Here is a 15249-nt window from a genome sequence, read left to right as displayed (position 1 = left end):
ATGGCAATAGAAGTCACTGCGGGCTCGACCATGCAATGCAGTTTCGGCGCGGCGCCGGCGGTACTCGCCGTGCTGCCGGTCAACCGCGTGCTGGGCACCACGCCGGCGGCCACGGCGATGGATCACCTGCCCTTGGTCAACGTGCCGACGTTTGGCGTCTGCAACTGCATGAGCAACCCGATGGTGGCCGCGGCAACGGCTGCCGCGCTTGGCGTGCTCACGCCCATGCCCTGCGTGCCGATGACCGTGTCACCCTGGGTGCCGGGCGCGCCGACCGTGCTGATCGGCGGCTTCCCGGCCCTGCAGAACGCTTCGAAGCTGCTTTGCGCCTGGGGCGGCGTGATCCAGATCGTGGCGCCGGCGCAATTCGACATCATGACCCCTTGAGGACACCATGCCCTACGTTTTCTCGATGACCTCCCGCATGGTGGCGATTGCCGCTACCTGCGCCATATTGCTGTGCGTGCTGCTGTTCCTGATGGGAATGGAGATTGGCGCGCGCCTGGCAAGGCCGCCCGGCTCCGCCGCGCCGGTGCCAGCCGTGGCCAGCGACGGCGCCGCGCCGTCACATCCTGCCGCGCAGCCGTCCGGCGAGGCACCTGCGCAGTCCGCCGCTGTCAGCGAGATGGCAGCGGTCTCCGCTTCTCCTTCCACGCCTTGAAACCGCTTGCGCCAATGTCTTTTGTCAACGCTTTCCTTCGCCTTGTCCCGTCGTGCGGGCCGCGCGGCGTGCGGCGCACTGTCGCCGCCGCAATGACAGGCGCAGTGGCCGCCATCGTGCTGGGCGTTTCCGGTGCCTCGGCTGCCGGCACCGGCCTGCGCGCCGTCAAGGGCACAGTGACCGGAAGCACTGCCACGGCAGGCACGGCGACAGGCAACGTGCTGTACAACGGCGCGCCCGAGCCCGCCCCGGCCCCCGTGGTCACCCCGACCGGCCTGGTCCAGATGCCCGATGGCCGCCTGCTGGCGCCCGAGTTCGCGCGCATCGCCAGCCGGGGCGAGCTGGTCGTCGCCGTGCTGCGCGTCGACCAGCCGCCCTTCTTCCAGGAGCGCGACGGGCAACTGAGCGGGCTGGACATCGACCTTGCCCGCGATCTGGCGCAGAAGCTCCATGTGAAGGTGCGCTTCAACCGCGACGCCACCACCTTCGACGGCGTGGTCAACCTGCTGGCAAAGGGCCAGGCCGATGTGGCAATCAGCAAGCTGTCCCGCACGCTGCAGCGCACGCAGATCATCAGCTTCAGCACGCCCTACCTGCGGCTGAACCGTGCGCTGCTGCTCAATCGCGTCAAGCTGGCGCAATTGCTGCGCGGGCGTTCCGTGTCGGACGTGATCCGAGCCTATGACAGCTCCATCGGCGTGGTGGGAAGCTCGTCGTATCTGGCATACGCGGAGAGCAATTTCCCGAAGGCGCACATCACCCAGTACCCGACCTGGGAGTCCGCGCTCAAGGCGTTGTTCGCGGGTGAGGTCGCCGCCGTCTATCGCGACGAGTTCGAGGTCAAGCGCGTATTGCGCACCGACCCGACCGCGTCGCTGCGCCTGCGGGTCGTCACGCTGGACGATCTGGAGGACACACTGGGCATTGCCGTGAACGTGTCCGCGCCGGCGTTGCTGGCCTTCGTCAACCAATTCCTCGCCGAGCGCCCCAAGCGCCTCGAAGTTGCCGACGTGCTGCAGGCGGCCGAGCAATAACGCACTGGCCCGGAGATGCTGGATACCGATATGAACTACAAGAAACTCTACGCGCTGGCGCTCAATCCCTGGGTCGTGATCGGCAGCCTGGCGCTGGGTGGCTTCATAGGCCTGACGCTGCCGGCGCAAGCGCTGAAACTCGGCGTCGTGGGCGATGTCTATGTCGACCTGCTCAAGATGACCATGCTGCCCTTCATGGTCTCCGCCGTGATCTCCAGCCTGCAGCGCGTGATCCGCGGCGGCGGCGCTTCGCGACTGCTGATGCGGGTGACCACGGTATTTGTCGGCGCCTCGGTCATCGTCGCGGTGGTGGGCGCGGTGGTGCTGATGGTGCTGAGTCCCGGCACCAACCTGTCCAGCCATTCCATGCAGACCTTCGGCGTGATGGTCGGCAATGATGCCAATGCCGGCGACACCGTGATGAAGCTGTACGGCGAGGACGCTCCGCAGAAGACGCTGGGCTTCTCGGACGTGCTGACCAGCCTGGTGCCCACCAATATCTTTGCTGCGCTCGCCAACGGCGACGCGCTCAAGGCGCTGGTGTTCGCGCTGCTGTTCGGGCTGGCCGTGGGGCATGTGCCGGAGCGCATCTCGGTGGGCCTGAGCCAGTCGCTGGAGACCATCTACCAGTCCTGCCAGAAGCTGATGCACTGGCTGAGCCTGCCGCTGCCCGTGATCCTGCTCTGCATGAGCGCGGCGCAGCTGGGCAAGTCGGGCGTCGAGCCCTTGCATGCGATGTTGCAGTTCGTGGTGGCCTTCTTCGTCACCGCGGTGCTGTTGCTGGCGCTGGCGGTCGGCATTATCTGGAAGCGCTCCAACCAGAGCCTCGGCGCCACGCTGGACGCGCTGCGCGCGCCGTTTGCGCTGGCGCTGGCCACGCGCAACAGCGCGGCGTGCATGCCCAGCATGATCGAAAGCCTGGTGGATGGGCTTGGCTTCGCGCGTTCCCGCGTGGAGTTGCTGGTGCCGCTCGCGGTGTCGCTGCTGCGGGTGGGGCCGATGGTCTACTACGTCTGCGCCACGTTGTTTATCGCGCAGCTCTACGGCCATTCGCTGGGACCGCTCGAAATCGGCACCGTGGTACTGGCGTCCGTGCTGGCGGGCTTTGCCTCGGCCGGCATGACCGGGTTGGTCACGGTGTCTCTGGTTGGCATGACGTGCGCCTACCTGGGGCTGCCGTTCGAGGCCGCGTTCATTCTGTTCCTGGCGGTCGATCCGGTCTGCGACATGCTGCGCACGCTGATCCTGGTGATCGGCAACGCGGCGGCGGTATCGGTGATGTGCCCGCGGCCGCTGAAGATCTGACCAGGGAACACGATGGCAATGATCGGAGTACTGGGCGGCATGGGGCCACTGGCCACCGTGGATTTTCTCGAAAGGGTAGTGAGGCTCACCGACGCCACCTGCGACCAGGAGCACCTGCCGATGGTGGTGGCGCACCTGCCGCAGACGCCGGACCGCTCCCGCTCCATCCTGGACGGCGGCGCGCTGCCGCTGCCGTATCTGCTGCAGGGCATTGACCTGCTGAACCGCAACGAGGTTGGCCTGGTGGTGATCCCCTGCAACTCGTCGCACCACTGGTACGCGCAGATGCGCAGCCGCAGCATTGCGCCGATCCTGCATATCGCGCAGACCTGCGTGGCCGCCGTGCCCGAAGGCGTGCGGCGCGTGGCCGTGCTGGCCACGCGCGGCGCGCTGGCATCGGGCATCTACCAGGCAGCGCTGCAGGCGCGGGACATCGAGCCCGTGGTGCCGGAACATACCGTGCAGACGCAGGTAGATGGCTGCATCCGCGCGGTCAAGGCGGGCGGGCTGGACGAAGCTGCGGCCGCGCTGGCGGCTGTCCTGAGCCGGCTGGCCGATAGCGGCGTCAATGCGGCAATCATGGGCTGCACGGAGATCCCCGTGGCCGCCCGGCGGATCCACCCCATGCCACTGCCAACCATCGACAGCACGCTGGAACTGGCCCGGGCTACCGTGGCCTTCGCCACCGCGCGTGGCTGGAACAAGCGCGCATGAAGGCGCTGCGGTGGCTGTCGCGCAGCTTTCCGGGACTACTGCTGTGCCTGGTCGCAGGCGGCATGGCGGGCGCCGTGATGCCGCCGCTGGGCATGTTTGCCTGGCTGATCGGGCAGCTCTACCTGGCCGTGGTGAACATGGCCGCCATACCGCTGCTGGTGGTGGCGACGCTGTTCGGCCTGCGCCAGGCGCTCGCGTTGTCGCGGCCTGCCCTGCGCATCGGCACGACCCTCGTCACGGCGCTCGCGCTGGTGGCGCTGTGCGCCGTGGCGGGCACCCTGGCGGGCCGGCTGGCGGCGCCCGGCGCGCACCTGTCCGGCGCTGCCAGCGGCCAGCTCGGGCAGATGGTGCTGGGCCATGTGGCGGACGCAGGCGAGTCGCGGATCGACCTCTATGCCTCGGCCGCGGCAAGCGGCGAGGGCCGGAGCGGCATCGCCAGTGCCGGCGGCGGCATCGCCGCTGGCCCGGCCCTCCCGGCGGCGACCCGGCCGGATGCGGGGTATCCGCTCAACGAGATCTTCCCCGAAAACTTTTACCGTGCGCTGGCCCAGGGGCACACGCTAGGCATCCTGACCGGGGCCATCCTGTTCGGACTCGCCATCGCGGCTTTGTCGCGCGAGCGGACTGCCACGCTCAACAATGTGCTCGAAGGCATCTACCGCACGCTGGAAAACATCATCGCGCAGGCCAACCTGCTGATTCCCGTGCTGGCTTTCGGCATGGCGGCCCACCTGACCATGCATGCCGAGCGCGCCACTGTCAGTGCCATGGCGGGCCTGCTGATGAGCTTCGGGGCGCTCTCGCTGCTGCTGAGCGTCGGCGCGGTGCTCGCCGTCGGCGCCTGTGCCAGGGCGCCGTTCCTGCACGTGCTGCTGGAGCTCAAGGCGCCGCTGCTGGTGGGGCTTACCTCAGGCAGCGCCACCGCGCCGATCCCGCACACCATTGAAGCCATGAGCGCGCGCCTGGGTTTTCCGCGCGGCCTGGTCGAACTGTTGGTGCCGTTCGGCTCGGTCTTCCTGCGTGCCGGTTCGGCCTTGTACTTCGCACTGGCGGCGGTCTTCGTCGCCAACCTGTATGGGCTGCCGGTGGATGCCATCGAGATGGTGTGGATCGCGTTGGCTTCCACTGGCGTGGCCTTGCTGTCCGCGGGCCAGAACGGGCTGGGTACGATCGGCTATGCCGGCGTGGTGCTCTCGGTGCTGCAGTTGCCGGTGGAGGCGGCCGTCGTGCTGCTGGTCGCGGTCGACCTGATCTGCGACGGCCCGCGCAATGTGCTGAGCCTGGTCTGCACCTGCGCGGTGATCGCGCTGGTCTCGGTGGGACTGCCATCGGAGCGCACCGCCGCGCACGAGGCCCGCGGCAGCGAGCGGCGTGGCGGCGCGGGGGTGCGGTTGTCGCTGACGCGCGCGCAACTGCTGCTAGCGGGCGGCTGTGCCTTGACGGCCGCTTCGCTGATCGTGCTGATGGGCATTGGCGTCGGTGCGAGATAGAGACGAAATCATGTGCTTACGGAGTGAACCGATGAACACCATGCCAGTTTCGCGTACGACCCTGCGCACGCTGGGCGCAAGCCTGGCCGCGCTGCTGCTGGCGCTATCGCTGGCCGGCTGCGCGGTGCCGTCGTTCCTGAGCTTCAAGGGCGACAAGGTGAAATGGAAGCAGGTCACGCTGGCGGCGAAGGACGATGCCAACAACAACAGCCCGGTCGCCGTGGATGTGGTATTCGTCACCGACGAGGCCATGCAGGCCCGGCTGGCCGAACTGCCCGCGTCGAAATGGTTTGCCGGCCGCGAGGACCTGAGCAGCACCTTCCCGAAGGAAATTCGCTACCGCAGCTGGGAGGTGGTGCCTGGCCAGCGGCTTTCGATTGCCGGCGACGACTTCGAAGGGCCGCGCGTAGCGGCGGCCTTCGTCTTCGCCAACTACCGGGAGCCCGGCGCGCACCGTGTCCGGATCGACCAATTCAGCGGCACGCTTGTGATTCAGCTCGACGCCGCCGCCTTTACCGTCTCCACCACGAAATGAACTCGCCGCAACCTCGGTCCCACCCTGTGCCGTATCCGTCCGCTTGCCGGCCACAAGGAGCCGTCCATGCGTGAAACCCTTTCGCTGGTCGATCGCGTCGAGTGGCATGAGGGCATGCTGCTGGCGCCCCAGCACTTCCAGCTGCAGGCGTCGCGCATCGACGCGCTGGTCGCCTGGCAGACGCTCGCGGCCGCGCCGTTCAGCTGGGGCGTGCGCAAGCTGGTGTTCGACACCGGCCTGCTGCCCACCGGGCTGGTGCGCGTGCTGCAGCTCGAAGCAATCCTGCCCGACGGCACCGCGCTCTCCTACGCGGGCGACGATCCGGCGCAGGCTCCGCTGGAGCTGTCGCTGGGGCCATTCGCCGAACCACTGGCAAACGGCATGCTCGATATCCACCTCGTGCTGCCGGTGGCCGGCACCATGCGGCGCGATGCGCAGGTCAGGCGCTTCCGCTCGGTGCCCGGTGCGCCGGTCGAGGACCAGGTGTCGGACGCGCCGCCGGCCGATATCCCGCGCCTGGTGCCCAACCTGATGCTTGCCGCCGGCGCGCGGCCGTCGGCGCTATACGTGTCCTTGTGTCTCGGCACGGTGTTCAAGGACAACGAGGTGGTCCGGCTTGGCGAACGCCTGCCGCCCCTGCTGGAGGTGAGCCGCGACAACCCGCTGTGGACCGCCGTGGCCTCGCTGGCCGGGCAACTGCGCGGCAAGGCGGCGTTCGTCGCCAAGCAGACCGCAACGCCGTCCTCCAAGGCCGACGACCGGCTCACCCAGCTTGAGCTCAAGGACCGCCTGCGCTGCCTGCTGAGCGGCCTGCCGCTGGTGGAGGCAGTGTTGCGCACGCCGCATCTGCATCCGCTCGCGCTATACCTGGCGCTGGCCTCGCTGCTGGGCTCGCTCAGCATGCTCAAGCCGGGCGGGCTGCCGCCCGTGCCGCATGACTACGATCATGCCGATCCCCTGTCGGCCTTCACGCCGCTGTTGCGCGCGCTGCGCGAGGCCATGGCCGCGGTCAGCGACGAGTACCGCGAGCAGAAGTTCGAGTTTCGCGACGGCGCCTTCGAGATCCTGCTGCAGCCGGACTGGATCGGGGAGCGCCTGGTGATCGGCCTGCGCGGGCTATCGGAGCGTGACCTGCTGGCGTGGATGGGCGGTGCCGTGGCGGGCTCGCAATCGCTTTATCCGTCGCTGCGCAGCCGGCGCGTGCTGGGTGCGGCGCGGCGCGTGGTGGACCACGCGGAGGACCTGGGCGTGCGTTCCGGCTCCGGCTACCTGCTGTTCGAAATCGAGGCCGATCCCGGCCTGGTCCACGCCAATGAATCCCTCGTGATCGGCAATCCCAACGAAGGCGCCAACGCCCAGCGGCCCCAGGAAGTGGTGCTGTTCGTCAAGGGCTGACGGGATAAGGCTCCCTGTCAAGATTATGTAAGCAACGTAAGCAACGTAAGCAACTTGAGTAACGTGAGAAAGTGACCATGGCACGCTATCGACCCGAGACCGAGGAAGACGACCTCGTCACCGAGCAGTTCCGCGCTTTTCTTGGTGAACTGATGCAGGCGCAGGCACGCGCGGCCGACGTGCCCGATGCCGAACTGGCCGCGCAGGACATGAGCCGGCATTTGCTGAACCTGCTGGAAATCCAGACATTGCAATCGCGCCGCGAAAGCACCCGCTTCGAGATGGAAGACGTGGCCGACGCCCGCTACCTCAAGGCGGTGCTGGCCGACGAGATCTTGCTGAACACGCCCTGGGCGGGGCAAGAGGCATGGCCAGGCCATCTGCTTGAATCGACGCTGTTTCGCACCAACGTGGCCGGCGACCAGGTCTTTCAACGCATCGAGCAATTGCTGCTCGACCGCGAACCCTCGCGGCGCAATATCGCGCGGCTCTATCTGTTCGCCCTGTCGCTCGGTTTCCAGGGGCGGTTTCGCGGCACGGATGCCGACGCCCGGCTGCGCAGCCTGCGCGGTGAACTGTACGAGTTCGTCTACCAGCGGCGCCCCGACCTGGGCGGCCGGGATCGCGTGGTGAGCGATGGTGCCTATGCGCATACGCTGTCGCACATTGCGCCGCGCAAGCTGCCAACGGTGACGCGCTGGACCGTAGTCTTCCTGCTCGGCCTGGTCAGCCTGCTGGCGCTGTCCGAGATACTTTGGCTGTGGCAGTCGTGGCCGGTGCGCGAAGCGCTGCGGGACGACACCGTGGCGGGAGGCAGCCTGTGAGACGCCGCCTGCCTATCCCGGGCGAGGGGGCATCGCCATGCTGACCAGCAATCTTTTCCTGCTGTCGATCGCCGTGCTCACGCTGGTGCTGCTCGCCGTGCTTGGCGCGGTGTTCTACTTCGCGGCGCAGGCCGCGCGCGCCAAGCCGGGGGCGGAGCGGAAGATCGTGCAGATGCGCTCGGATTCGCTGCGCGCTGCCTTCCGCCAGGCGGTCGAGCTGATCGAAGGCAATATCGCCTCGCGCGCGGAGCGCTACAACATCCCCTGGATCATGGTGCTCAACGAAGGGGAGGGCGCCCGCGCCCTGCCGATCGCCCAGTCGGGCGTGGCCAGCGTGCTGAGCTCGGATGCGGCCAACGCCGCGGCGACCCAGGGTATCTCGTGGAACTTCTTCGACCGCGGCGTGGTGATCGATATCAATACTGCCTATCTCGGCTCGCGCGTCGACGACGGCGACGAGAAGCCGTGGGACGAGTTCCTCGGGCTGTGCCGCAACTACCGTGCGCAGCGCCCCTTCGACAGTGTGGTCATTACCGTCCCCGCGGCCATGCTGCTGGCCGACGATACCGATGCCCAGCTAGAACTGGTGAGCGGCGCCAAGCTCGCGCACCGGCGCTTGTGGCTGGCACAGAACCGTTTCGCGGTCCGCTTTGCCGTGTACGTGGTCGTGACCGGATGCGAGTCGCTGCCGGGCTTCGCGCCGTTTGCCAAGGCATTGCCCGAGCCGATGCGCGCGAGCATGCTGGGCTGGTCCTCGCCATTCGACCTTTCTGCGACGTATCAATCGGGCTGGGTGGATGCCGCGGTGGCCAGCATCGCACGCTCGGTATCGGACACCACCGCGGAACTGATGGCGCTGGCGCCGGGCGACCTGGATGCGAGCCTGTTCCTTTTGCTACCTGCCCGCATCGATGCCATGCGCGCGCAATTGCTGCGCTATGTCGACGAGCTGCTGCGGCCCAGTGCCTATCATGAGCCCTTCTTTTTCCGTGGCATCTATCTCACAGGCGACAGCGGCGAGCTGCCGGCGGTCAGCCTGGCACAGATGCCGGCGCGTGGCGATGTTCCCGAAGCGCCCGATGGCGGTGTTGCGCCCCGTGCGGACGAACGCGTGGAGCCGGTGCTGCACGGTGCCGAACCGGCGGCGATGCTCAACGAGCTGATGCTGCAGCCAGCCTTCCTGCGCGACTTGTTCGAGAAGAAGATCTTCCTCGAATACGGCCTGACCCGGCCGTCACGCTCCCAGCACCTGGCGCGTCCGGTCGTGCACCGCGCACTGCGCTGGGGCGGTGCAGCGCTGCTGGGCGGATGGGGTGCCGCGCTGGTGGTCGCCGCCTGGCAGATGAGCCACGGCTATACCGAATTGCTGGCGGCGCTGGGCGAGACGGGCAACGCCGCCCAGCAGCGCGCCATGGCGGCGCAGCGCGGGCAGGACCTGCCGGCCGACTGGTATCGCCGCCAGGCGCTGGGCCTGATCGCGATGAACCAGCGGCTGAGCGCGATATCCGCCACGTCGGCCGTCATGCCGGGCTCCTGGCGCCCGTTCGACGATCTGGACGAACGCGTCCGCGCGCGTTTCCAGCGCGCCTTCGGCGAAATCGCCGTTGCCACGATCCACCGGGAACTGCAGGCGCGCGTGAGCCAGCTCACCGGGGTGGGGCGCGATTCCACGACCGGCCAGCTGATCGTGGGCGACGACTGCGCGGCGCCGGCTGGCGCGCGTGGGGATGCACAGCCGGCGCCCAGCCTGGCGGTCGACGACTTGCCCGCTATGCGCGCCCTGCAGCAATACGTGACGTCGGTCGAGCAGTTCGATGCCGCGCTGCAGGCGTTGCGCCGCCTGGAGACCGACGCGCCAGACAACGCCGACGCGCTGCGGCTCGTAGTGCGCTATGCGTTCGGCGTCGAGCTGGAAGGCAATGTATCGGCCAGCCTGCCGTTCTTCCGCCGCGATGCGGACACGCTGCGCCGGCCTGCCGGCGCAGCATTGGCCATGCCAGCCTCCCCGGCGCTCGGCGCGGCGGCATTGCTGCCGCCGCTGCGCTGCACCTTCGACAAGGGCGGCCGCCAACTCGACGACGGCCTGTTCGCCAACAACGCATTGCTGGTCGCAGAACGCGCCATCAGGGCGCACCTGGAAAGCCTGGCCGCCGCGGAATCCGGCAGGAGCGGCTTTGGACGCATCATTGGCGACTATCGCGGCATCGTCGCGGGCATCAGCGCCGAGCAAGAGCTGCTGGCGCCCGGCAAGGGCGGCTGGCTGCGGCAAGCGCAGTTCGCGCCCGGTCCGGTGTATGACCGCACGTTGTCGCGGGCCGCGCAGAGCCGCTTGCTGGGCGAGGACGTCGCCGCGCGCGTGCGGGAACGCTCCCAGGCTGGCTTCCAGGCCTTCAAGAGCGAGCTGGCGCAGCGCCTGGGCGGCTCGGATGCGGGCGTGGCCTGGAACGACAAGGACGCCCGCTTTGCGGTGACGCCGGAGCGCCTGGCCTTGCGCGACCGCCTGGCCGCCTTGCTGAACCAGCCCTTTATGGTGCCGCCGCGCGACCTCGAGCTGCCTGCCGTTCCGGCGGGGGCGGTCATTCTGTGGGACCGGGCGCTACTGGACCAGGCCATTGTCCTGGGCGACACGCGCAAGCGCTTCCTGGCCGAAGGCCTTGCCAACCTGCCCGCCGCCTCCCGCGATGCGGTCACCCAATCCATCGACCTGCAGTTCACGCGGCTGCTGACCGACCAGATCGCATTGGCCGCCACGGTGGCGCCGCTGCAGGGCGACATGGACAGCGCGGGCTTCGAGGCCGCAATGGCCCGCCTGTTGCGTATCAAGTCGATGCTGGCGGAGATGCATGCCAGCGCGCGTATCGAAGACCTCGACGCGCTGGTCTCGCGCGACGCCATGGCGCGGCTGCGGGCAGTGGACGAGGCGCTGCGGCAGTCCGAACTGTACGCGGTGCGGCAGGACATGGGCTACGACGTCGCACGCGCCGGCCGCTCGCCGCTGCTGGCCGCCTTCGGGCTGTCCGACAGAGCCGGGCTGGCGCCCTACCTGGATCAGCAGTCGGCACGCGCGCAGGCGCTCGGGCGCGAAGCTGCGATCTACCTCGCCGCCCTGGGCGGAGGCGACGCCACGTCGCCGCTGGCGGGGCGCTGGCAGGACATCAATCGCGATCTGGAACGCTACCGCCTGAAGAATCCCAACAGCCGGCTGCTGATACTGGAGCAGTTCGTGCTCGCCGTGGCGGCGGACCCGGGTAACGGCGGCTGCTTCGCGAAGTTTGCCGGGCGGCCCTCGGCGAGCGGGACCGACGACTACTTCGCCGCGCTGCATGTGCGCTTGTACGAAAGCCTGCTTGCGCGTTGCGGCCAAGGGTATTTCACCGAACTGCAGCGGCAGTGGGAAGGCTTCTCCGTGTCGTTCAACGAGCGCGTCGCGGGCCGGCTGCCGTTTGCCGGCGTGCCGGGTGGCGACGGTGGCGCGGCGGATACCCGCACGGCGGATTTCGGCGAGCTGGGGCACGTGCTCCAGCGCTACGAGCCGCTGTCGGCGATCTACCGCGAATCGCGTGGCGGCGGCGCCTTGAAGGACATCGCCGCCGGCGCGCCGGTGCACCAGTTCATCGACAACTTCGACCAGGTGAAGACCTTGCTCGCGCCGCTCTATCCCGCCGAGGAGGGCGCCCCAGGCGGCTACGACGTGAGTGCAGAGTTCCGCGTCAACCGCAGCGGGGAAAGCGCCGGCAACCAGGTCATCGACTGGACGCTGTCGGTCGGCGGGCAGAGCCTGTCGATGCGCGACGCGCCGCGCACGCTGCGCTGGGAATATGGCAATCCGGTACTGCTGACCTTGCGCTTTGCCAAGGACTCGCCGCTGATCGCGCTCGGCGACCCGGACCAGCGCGCGCTGTCTGCCGACGGCAAGACGCTCACCTGGCGCTTTGCCGATCCGTTGGCACTGCTTACGCTGATCGGGCGCCAGCGCGTGCCGGATCCCGGTCTGCGCGCGGACAGTACATCGCAGGTGCTGCGTTTCGAGTTCCCGCTCGGCACGGCCAGCCCCGCCGATTTGTCCGCGGCGCCGAAGCAGGCGCGCGGCCGCGTATTCCTGCGTATCGCGCTGACCCCGGCCGGCAAGAAGACACCGCTGCCGTGGCCGCGCAGCTTTCCCAACAGAGCTCCCGAATGGAACGCCTTATGAACCCGCCTACCCTGGCTGACGCCGCGCCGGCCTTGCCCGCCCTGGCCTTGCCCGCGCTGGCCCTGCCTGCGCTGGCCTTGCCCGCCCTGCACATCGACCTTGACACCCTTCTGGCGCCCGTGCCGGGCGACAACCCGGGCGGGACCGGCTTGCGCTATGCGCCGGTCTACCAGGCCATCCGCCAAGCGCGCACGCATGACGACGCCAGCTTGCCGATGGGCGATTGGGAGCGGCCCCTCGTCAAGGCGGACTGGAAGCAGGTAGCCGCGCTGTGCGGCGACGCGCTCGCCGGCCGCAGCAAGGATTTCCAGCTGGCTGCATGGCTGTGCGAGGCCTGGACGCACCTGCGTGGCATCGAAGGCTTCGCCGCCGGCACGCGGGTGCTGGCCGGGCTTGCCACGCACTACTGGGACACCGCCTACCCAAAGATCGAGGCCGGCGACACCGATGCAAGATGCGCGCCATTCGCCTGGCTGAACGAAACGCTGCCCATGGTCCTGGCGCTGCATATCCCCTTGCTGCGGCTGGACGAGCCGGATGCTGCCGTGGTCAACCTGGACGTGTGGGAGCGCGCCGCGAACGGATCCGACGGCGAGGACGGCCTTTCGCGTGAGTTCCTTGCCAGGCGCGCCGGCGAGAGCGCGAACCGCGCGGTGCTGGCGAGCGCGCACCGGCATCTGGCCGAGGCGCTGCCGCTATGGACGGACTTCGGGCGCTTGCTGGACGAGCGGCTAGGTGCCGACGCCCCAAGCCTGGCGCGCGTAGCCAGCGCGCTGGCGCGGCTCTCGCGGGCGGTGGCTGCGTTGCTGGGCGACGCCGCCGTGGCGGCGCCCGCCGCGAAGCAGCCTGTGGCTGGTACCGCGCCACACGGCGCAGGGCATGCAGATGCCCCTCACGATCTTCCGGATGACCMGTGTGGGCAGGCGGTGGCGCCAGCCGCGCCGGGGGCACCCACGGCGCAAGCGCCTGCCGGCGGCATAGCGAGCCGCGCGCACGCCTACCGCCTGCTGGAAGAGGTGGCGGATTACCTCGCGCAAGAGGAACCGCATAGCCCCACGCCATACCTGCTCAGGCGGGCCATCGGCTGGGGCGGCATGCCGCTGGCGGAGCTGATGCGGGACATCCTGCGCGACGAGGGAGATGTCGACCGTTATCTGGCGCTGCTGGAGCGCCGCTGAGCGGCCATCGGTTCGGCATACGTTGCCGGCATATTGGCCCATCAAGTTACGTGCACGTGCTCGATCAAGGACGTACCAGCGCCGGTTTTTGCGTGTTCGGTCAGGTCCAAAGATATCGCCAATAACCGGATGGTAAATATTTGGGTGAGGTATGGATTGTCCGTGCAGTCCGAGTTTCGGGGCTGCATACACTGGTGTCGCTAACAAACCGTGCAGCCATTCGCTTGCACTCAGTGTGTCCCAAATACCTTCAGATGTAGAAATACCAAGCCGTTTCCCTTGTGAGTCCCACTTCGTTGCTTTTGCAATCACTGCATGTGGAAATTCAGTGTGTGGACATATTATATTTGCCCACGAATCACAAACAATAGCTTGCGAATAATGATTATTAGTCGCCATATGTCCGACATTCGTTAAATAACTAGGGTGCCTATCGCCATTCTTTCATGGTCGCATCTTTGTCTCCGTATTCCATTGAATTTTCGGTAGCGTGGCGATAGTCACTCTGAATCCCGTTGCTTGCCATGAAAAACCTTGTCGCATAAATCCGGCAACTGCGCGTGGGGCTGGCGTTTGGCTGCAACAGAATGGACGGTAACGGGCGATCGCCCGTAGCATGCTATACAGCTGGATGGCACTCGCACGCCGACAGTCCGTTCACATCGGACTGAATTCCTGGCCACTGAGCCCCTTTGTCTTCAGGAGCAACGGCACCATTCCAAATACTTTAAATCGACAGGGCGCTCAAGGAACACATCCGAGTAAATCTTAATAGCTCGAATGATCGCTCTATCACAGCCAACTGGACCACCATCGGCCTTTAGTCCGATCTGCGCGGATTTTCACTCCTTATTCCACCAATCGGGACAAGGGCCGCGCCGTTACGCTCCTGAGCAAAGAATGACGCATACGACTTTCAGTTGTCCGTCGTTGTGCACATGTTCCTGCAGGACGCAAAAAAAATCGGCGCATACAGTCGATACAGACCGGCGCCAGGGTGAAGTCGCGTCATAAGGGCCGATGCCTTGCTGGATACCCGTATCTGCCCGCGTATCGGCAGCAACAAGGGCGACGCGACAGCGAGGCGACCGGCAGGCTTTCTGCCGGGTACCAGCAGCTGTCGCAATACAGCGCTCGCCAATGGCGACGCCATCAATCAGTTCTCGCCCGGGGGAAGTCCTGCGTGCCGGCCGTATCATCCGCGCGCCACGGGGCTTCCTGACAAGCCGGACCGCTTCGGTGGGCCGGGCCTTTTCCCAACTCGCCATTCAGAGGTTCCAACCATGGCTATTTCTTCGATAGGTGTCGGCTCCAAGCTGGATCTGTCTACCCTGCTGGACAATTTGCAAAAGGCGGAAAGCACCAAGCTCACCGCCCTCAACGGCAAGGCTGCGGTGCTAGGCACAAAATTCTCCGCCTACGCCCAGTTGCAAGGGGCGCTGGCGTCCTTCCAGATCGCCGCCAGTGCCCTTGGCACCGCGAGCCTGTACAACAGCACCACCACCACGTCCAGCAACACCGGCGTGCTGACCGTCGCGACCGACAAGACCGCGATGGCGGGCAGCTACGCCATCAACGTGTCGCAACTGGCACAGGCGCAGACGCTGGTGTCGAACGGCATCACCGACAGCACCGGCCAGCAGCTCGGCAGCGCCGAGATCAAGATCGAGATCGGCACGACCGTGGGCAACGTTTTCACACCCGGCACCGCGGCGGCGGTTTCGGTCAACATCAACGGCACCAACAACACGCTGGCCGGCATCCGCGACGCCATCAACAAGTCCAACGCGGGCGTCACGGCCAGCATCGTCAATGACGGCGGCGCCACGCCCTATCACCTGGTGCTGACCTCCAACACCACGGGCGAAAAGTCCAGCATGCGTGTCTCGGTGGCAGACAACGGCGGCGGCGACCCCAGCAG

12 protein-coding genes are annotated in these 15249 nt (G+C 67.3%); all 12 read left to right on the top strand.

The window, feature by feature from the left end; genetic code table 11:
* Nucleotides 1–387, top strand: coding sequence for a DUF4280 domain-containing protein (locus AC1DQ3_RS16850; RefSeq protein ID WP_477121311.1), 387 nt, complete (start codon nt 1–3; stop codon nt 385–387).
* A 7-nt stretch (nt 388–394) separates the two neighbouring features.
* Complete coding sequence (locus AC1DQ3_RS16845) at nt 395–661, top strand: hypothetical protein (protein ID WP_477121310.1); 267 nt, start codon at nt 395–397, stop codon at nt 659–661.
* Nucleotides 662–753: 92 nt separating this feature from the next.
* Nucleotides 754–1695: a substrate-binding periplasmic protein gene (locus AC1DQ3_RS16840; RefSeq protein ID WP_477121309.1), complete on the top strand. Its 942-nt coding sequence runs from the start codon at nt 754–756 to the stop codon at nt 1693–1695.
* Nucleotides 1696–1725: 30 nt separating this feature from the next.
* Nucleotides 1726–3000, top strand: a complete 1275-nt coding sequence (locus tag AC1DQ3_RS16835) for a dicarboxylate/amino acid:cation symporter (protein WP_477121308.1) — start codon at nt 1726–1728, stop codon at nt 2998–3000.
* Nucleotides 3001–3012: 12 nt separating this feature from the next.
* Nucleotides 3013–3714: a cysteate racemase gene (gene cuyB, locus AC1DQ3_RS16830; RefSeq protein ID WP_477121307.1), complete on the top strand. Its 702-nt coding sequence runs from the start codon at nt 3013–3015 to the stop codon at nt 3712–3714.
* Nucleotides 3711–5204 (top strand): dicarboxylate/amino acid:cation symporter, encoded by a 1494-nt coding sequence (locus tag AC1DQ3_RS16825; protein ID WP_477121306.1) that lies wholly within the window; start codon nt 3711–3713, stop codon nt 5202–5204. The genes cuyB and AC1DQ3_RS16825 overlap by 4 nt, the downstream gene beginning before the upstream one ends.
* Nucleotides 5205–5235: 31 nt before the next feature.
* Nucleotides 5236–5739: a hypothetical protein gene (locus tag AC1DQ3_RS16820; protein ID WP_477121305.1), complete on the top strand. Its 504-nt coding sequence runs from the start codon at nt 5236–5238 to the stop codon at nt 5737–5739.
* A gap of 66 nt (nt 5740–5805) precedes the next feature.
* Entirely contained in the window at nt 5806–7134 is a 1329-nt protein-coding gene (tssK, locus tag AC1DQ3_RS16815) for a type VI secretion system baseplate subunit TssK (RefSeq protein WP_477121304.1), read from the top strand.
* A 77-nt stretch (nt 7135–7211) separates the two neighbouring features.
* A complete protein-coding gene (locus AC1DQ3_RS16810) occupies nt 7212–7958 on the top strand; it encodes a DotU family type IV/VI secretion system protein (protein ID WP_477121303.1) in 747 nt (248 codons plus the stop codon).
* Between the two features lie 37 nt (nt 7959–7995).
* Nucleotides 7996–12150 carry a type VI secretion protein IcmF/TssM N-terminal domain-containing protein gene (locus AC1DQ3_RS16805; protein WP_477121302.1) on the top strand — a complete coding sequence of 1385 codons (4155 nt, stop codon included), beginning with the start codon at nt 7996–7998 and terminating at the stop codon, nt 12148–12150.
* On the top strand, nt 12147–13328 hold the full coding sequence (gene tssA / locus AC1DQ3_RS16800) for a type VI secretion system protein TssA (RefSeq protein WP_477121301.1): 1182 nt from the start codon (nt 12147–12149) through the stop codon (nt 13326–13328). The genes AC1DQ3_RS16805 and tssA overlap by 4 nt, the downstream gene beginning before the upstream one ends.
* A gap of 1283 nt (nt 13329–14611) precedes the next feature.
* The coding region (gene fliD, locus AC1DQ3_RS16795) for a flagellar filament capping protein FliD (protein ID WP_477121300.1) at nt 14612–15249 on the top strand (638 nt) is incomplete at its 3' end.

Source organism: Cupriavidus sp. 01T418 (assembly GCF_056398885.1).
The sequence above is the reverse complement of the archived record's forward strand: the minus strand, read 5'-3'. Positions and strand labels throughout refer to the sequence as shown.

Bases quoted from the DNA above. Each gene is read 5' to 3' on its own strand.
- tssK (WP_477121304.1), top strand. From the start codon at position 5,806: ATGCGTGAAACCCTTTCGCTGGTCGATCGCGTCGAGTGGCATGAGGGC.
- cuyB (WP_477121307.1), top strand. From the start codon at position 3,013: ATGGCAATGATCGGAGTACTGGGCGGCATGGGGCCACTGGCCACCGTG.
- AC1DQ3_RS16820 (WP_477121305.1), top strand. From the start codon at position 5,236: ATGAACACCATGCCAGTTTCGCGTACGACCCTGCGCACGCTGGGCGCA.
- AC1DQ3_RS16825 (WP_477121306.1), top strand. From the start codon at position 3,711: ATGAAGGCGCTGCGGTGGCTGTCGCGCAGCTTTCCGGGACTACTGCTG.
- AC1DQ3_RS16845 (WP_477121310.1), top strand. From the start codon at position 395: ATGCCCTACGTTTTCTCGATGACCTCCCGCATGGTGGCGATTGCCGCT.
- AC1DQ3_RS16810 (WP_477121303.1), top strand. From the start codon at position 7,212: ATGGCACGCTATCGACCCGAGACCGAGGAAGACGACCTCGTCACCGAG.
- AC1DQ3_RS16850 (WP_477121311.1), top strand. From the start codon at position 1: ATGGCAATAGAAGTCACTGCGGGCTCGACCATGCAATGCAGTTTCGGC.
- AC1DQ3_RS16835 (WP_477121308.1), top strand. From the start codon at position 1,726: ATGAACTACAAGAAACTCTACGCGCTGGCGCTCAATCCCTGGGTCGTG.
- AC1DQ3_RS16805 (WP_477121302.1), top strand. From the start codon at position 7,996: ATGCTGACCAGCAATCTTTTCCTGCTGTCGATCGCCGTGCTCACGCTG.
- AC1DQ3_RS16840 (WP_477121309.1), top strand. From the start codon at position 754: ATGACAGGCGCAGTGGCCGCCATCGTGCTGGGCGTTTCCGGTGCCTCG.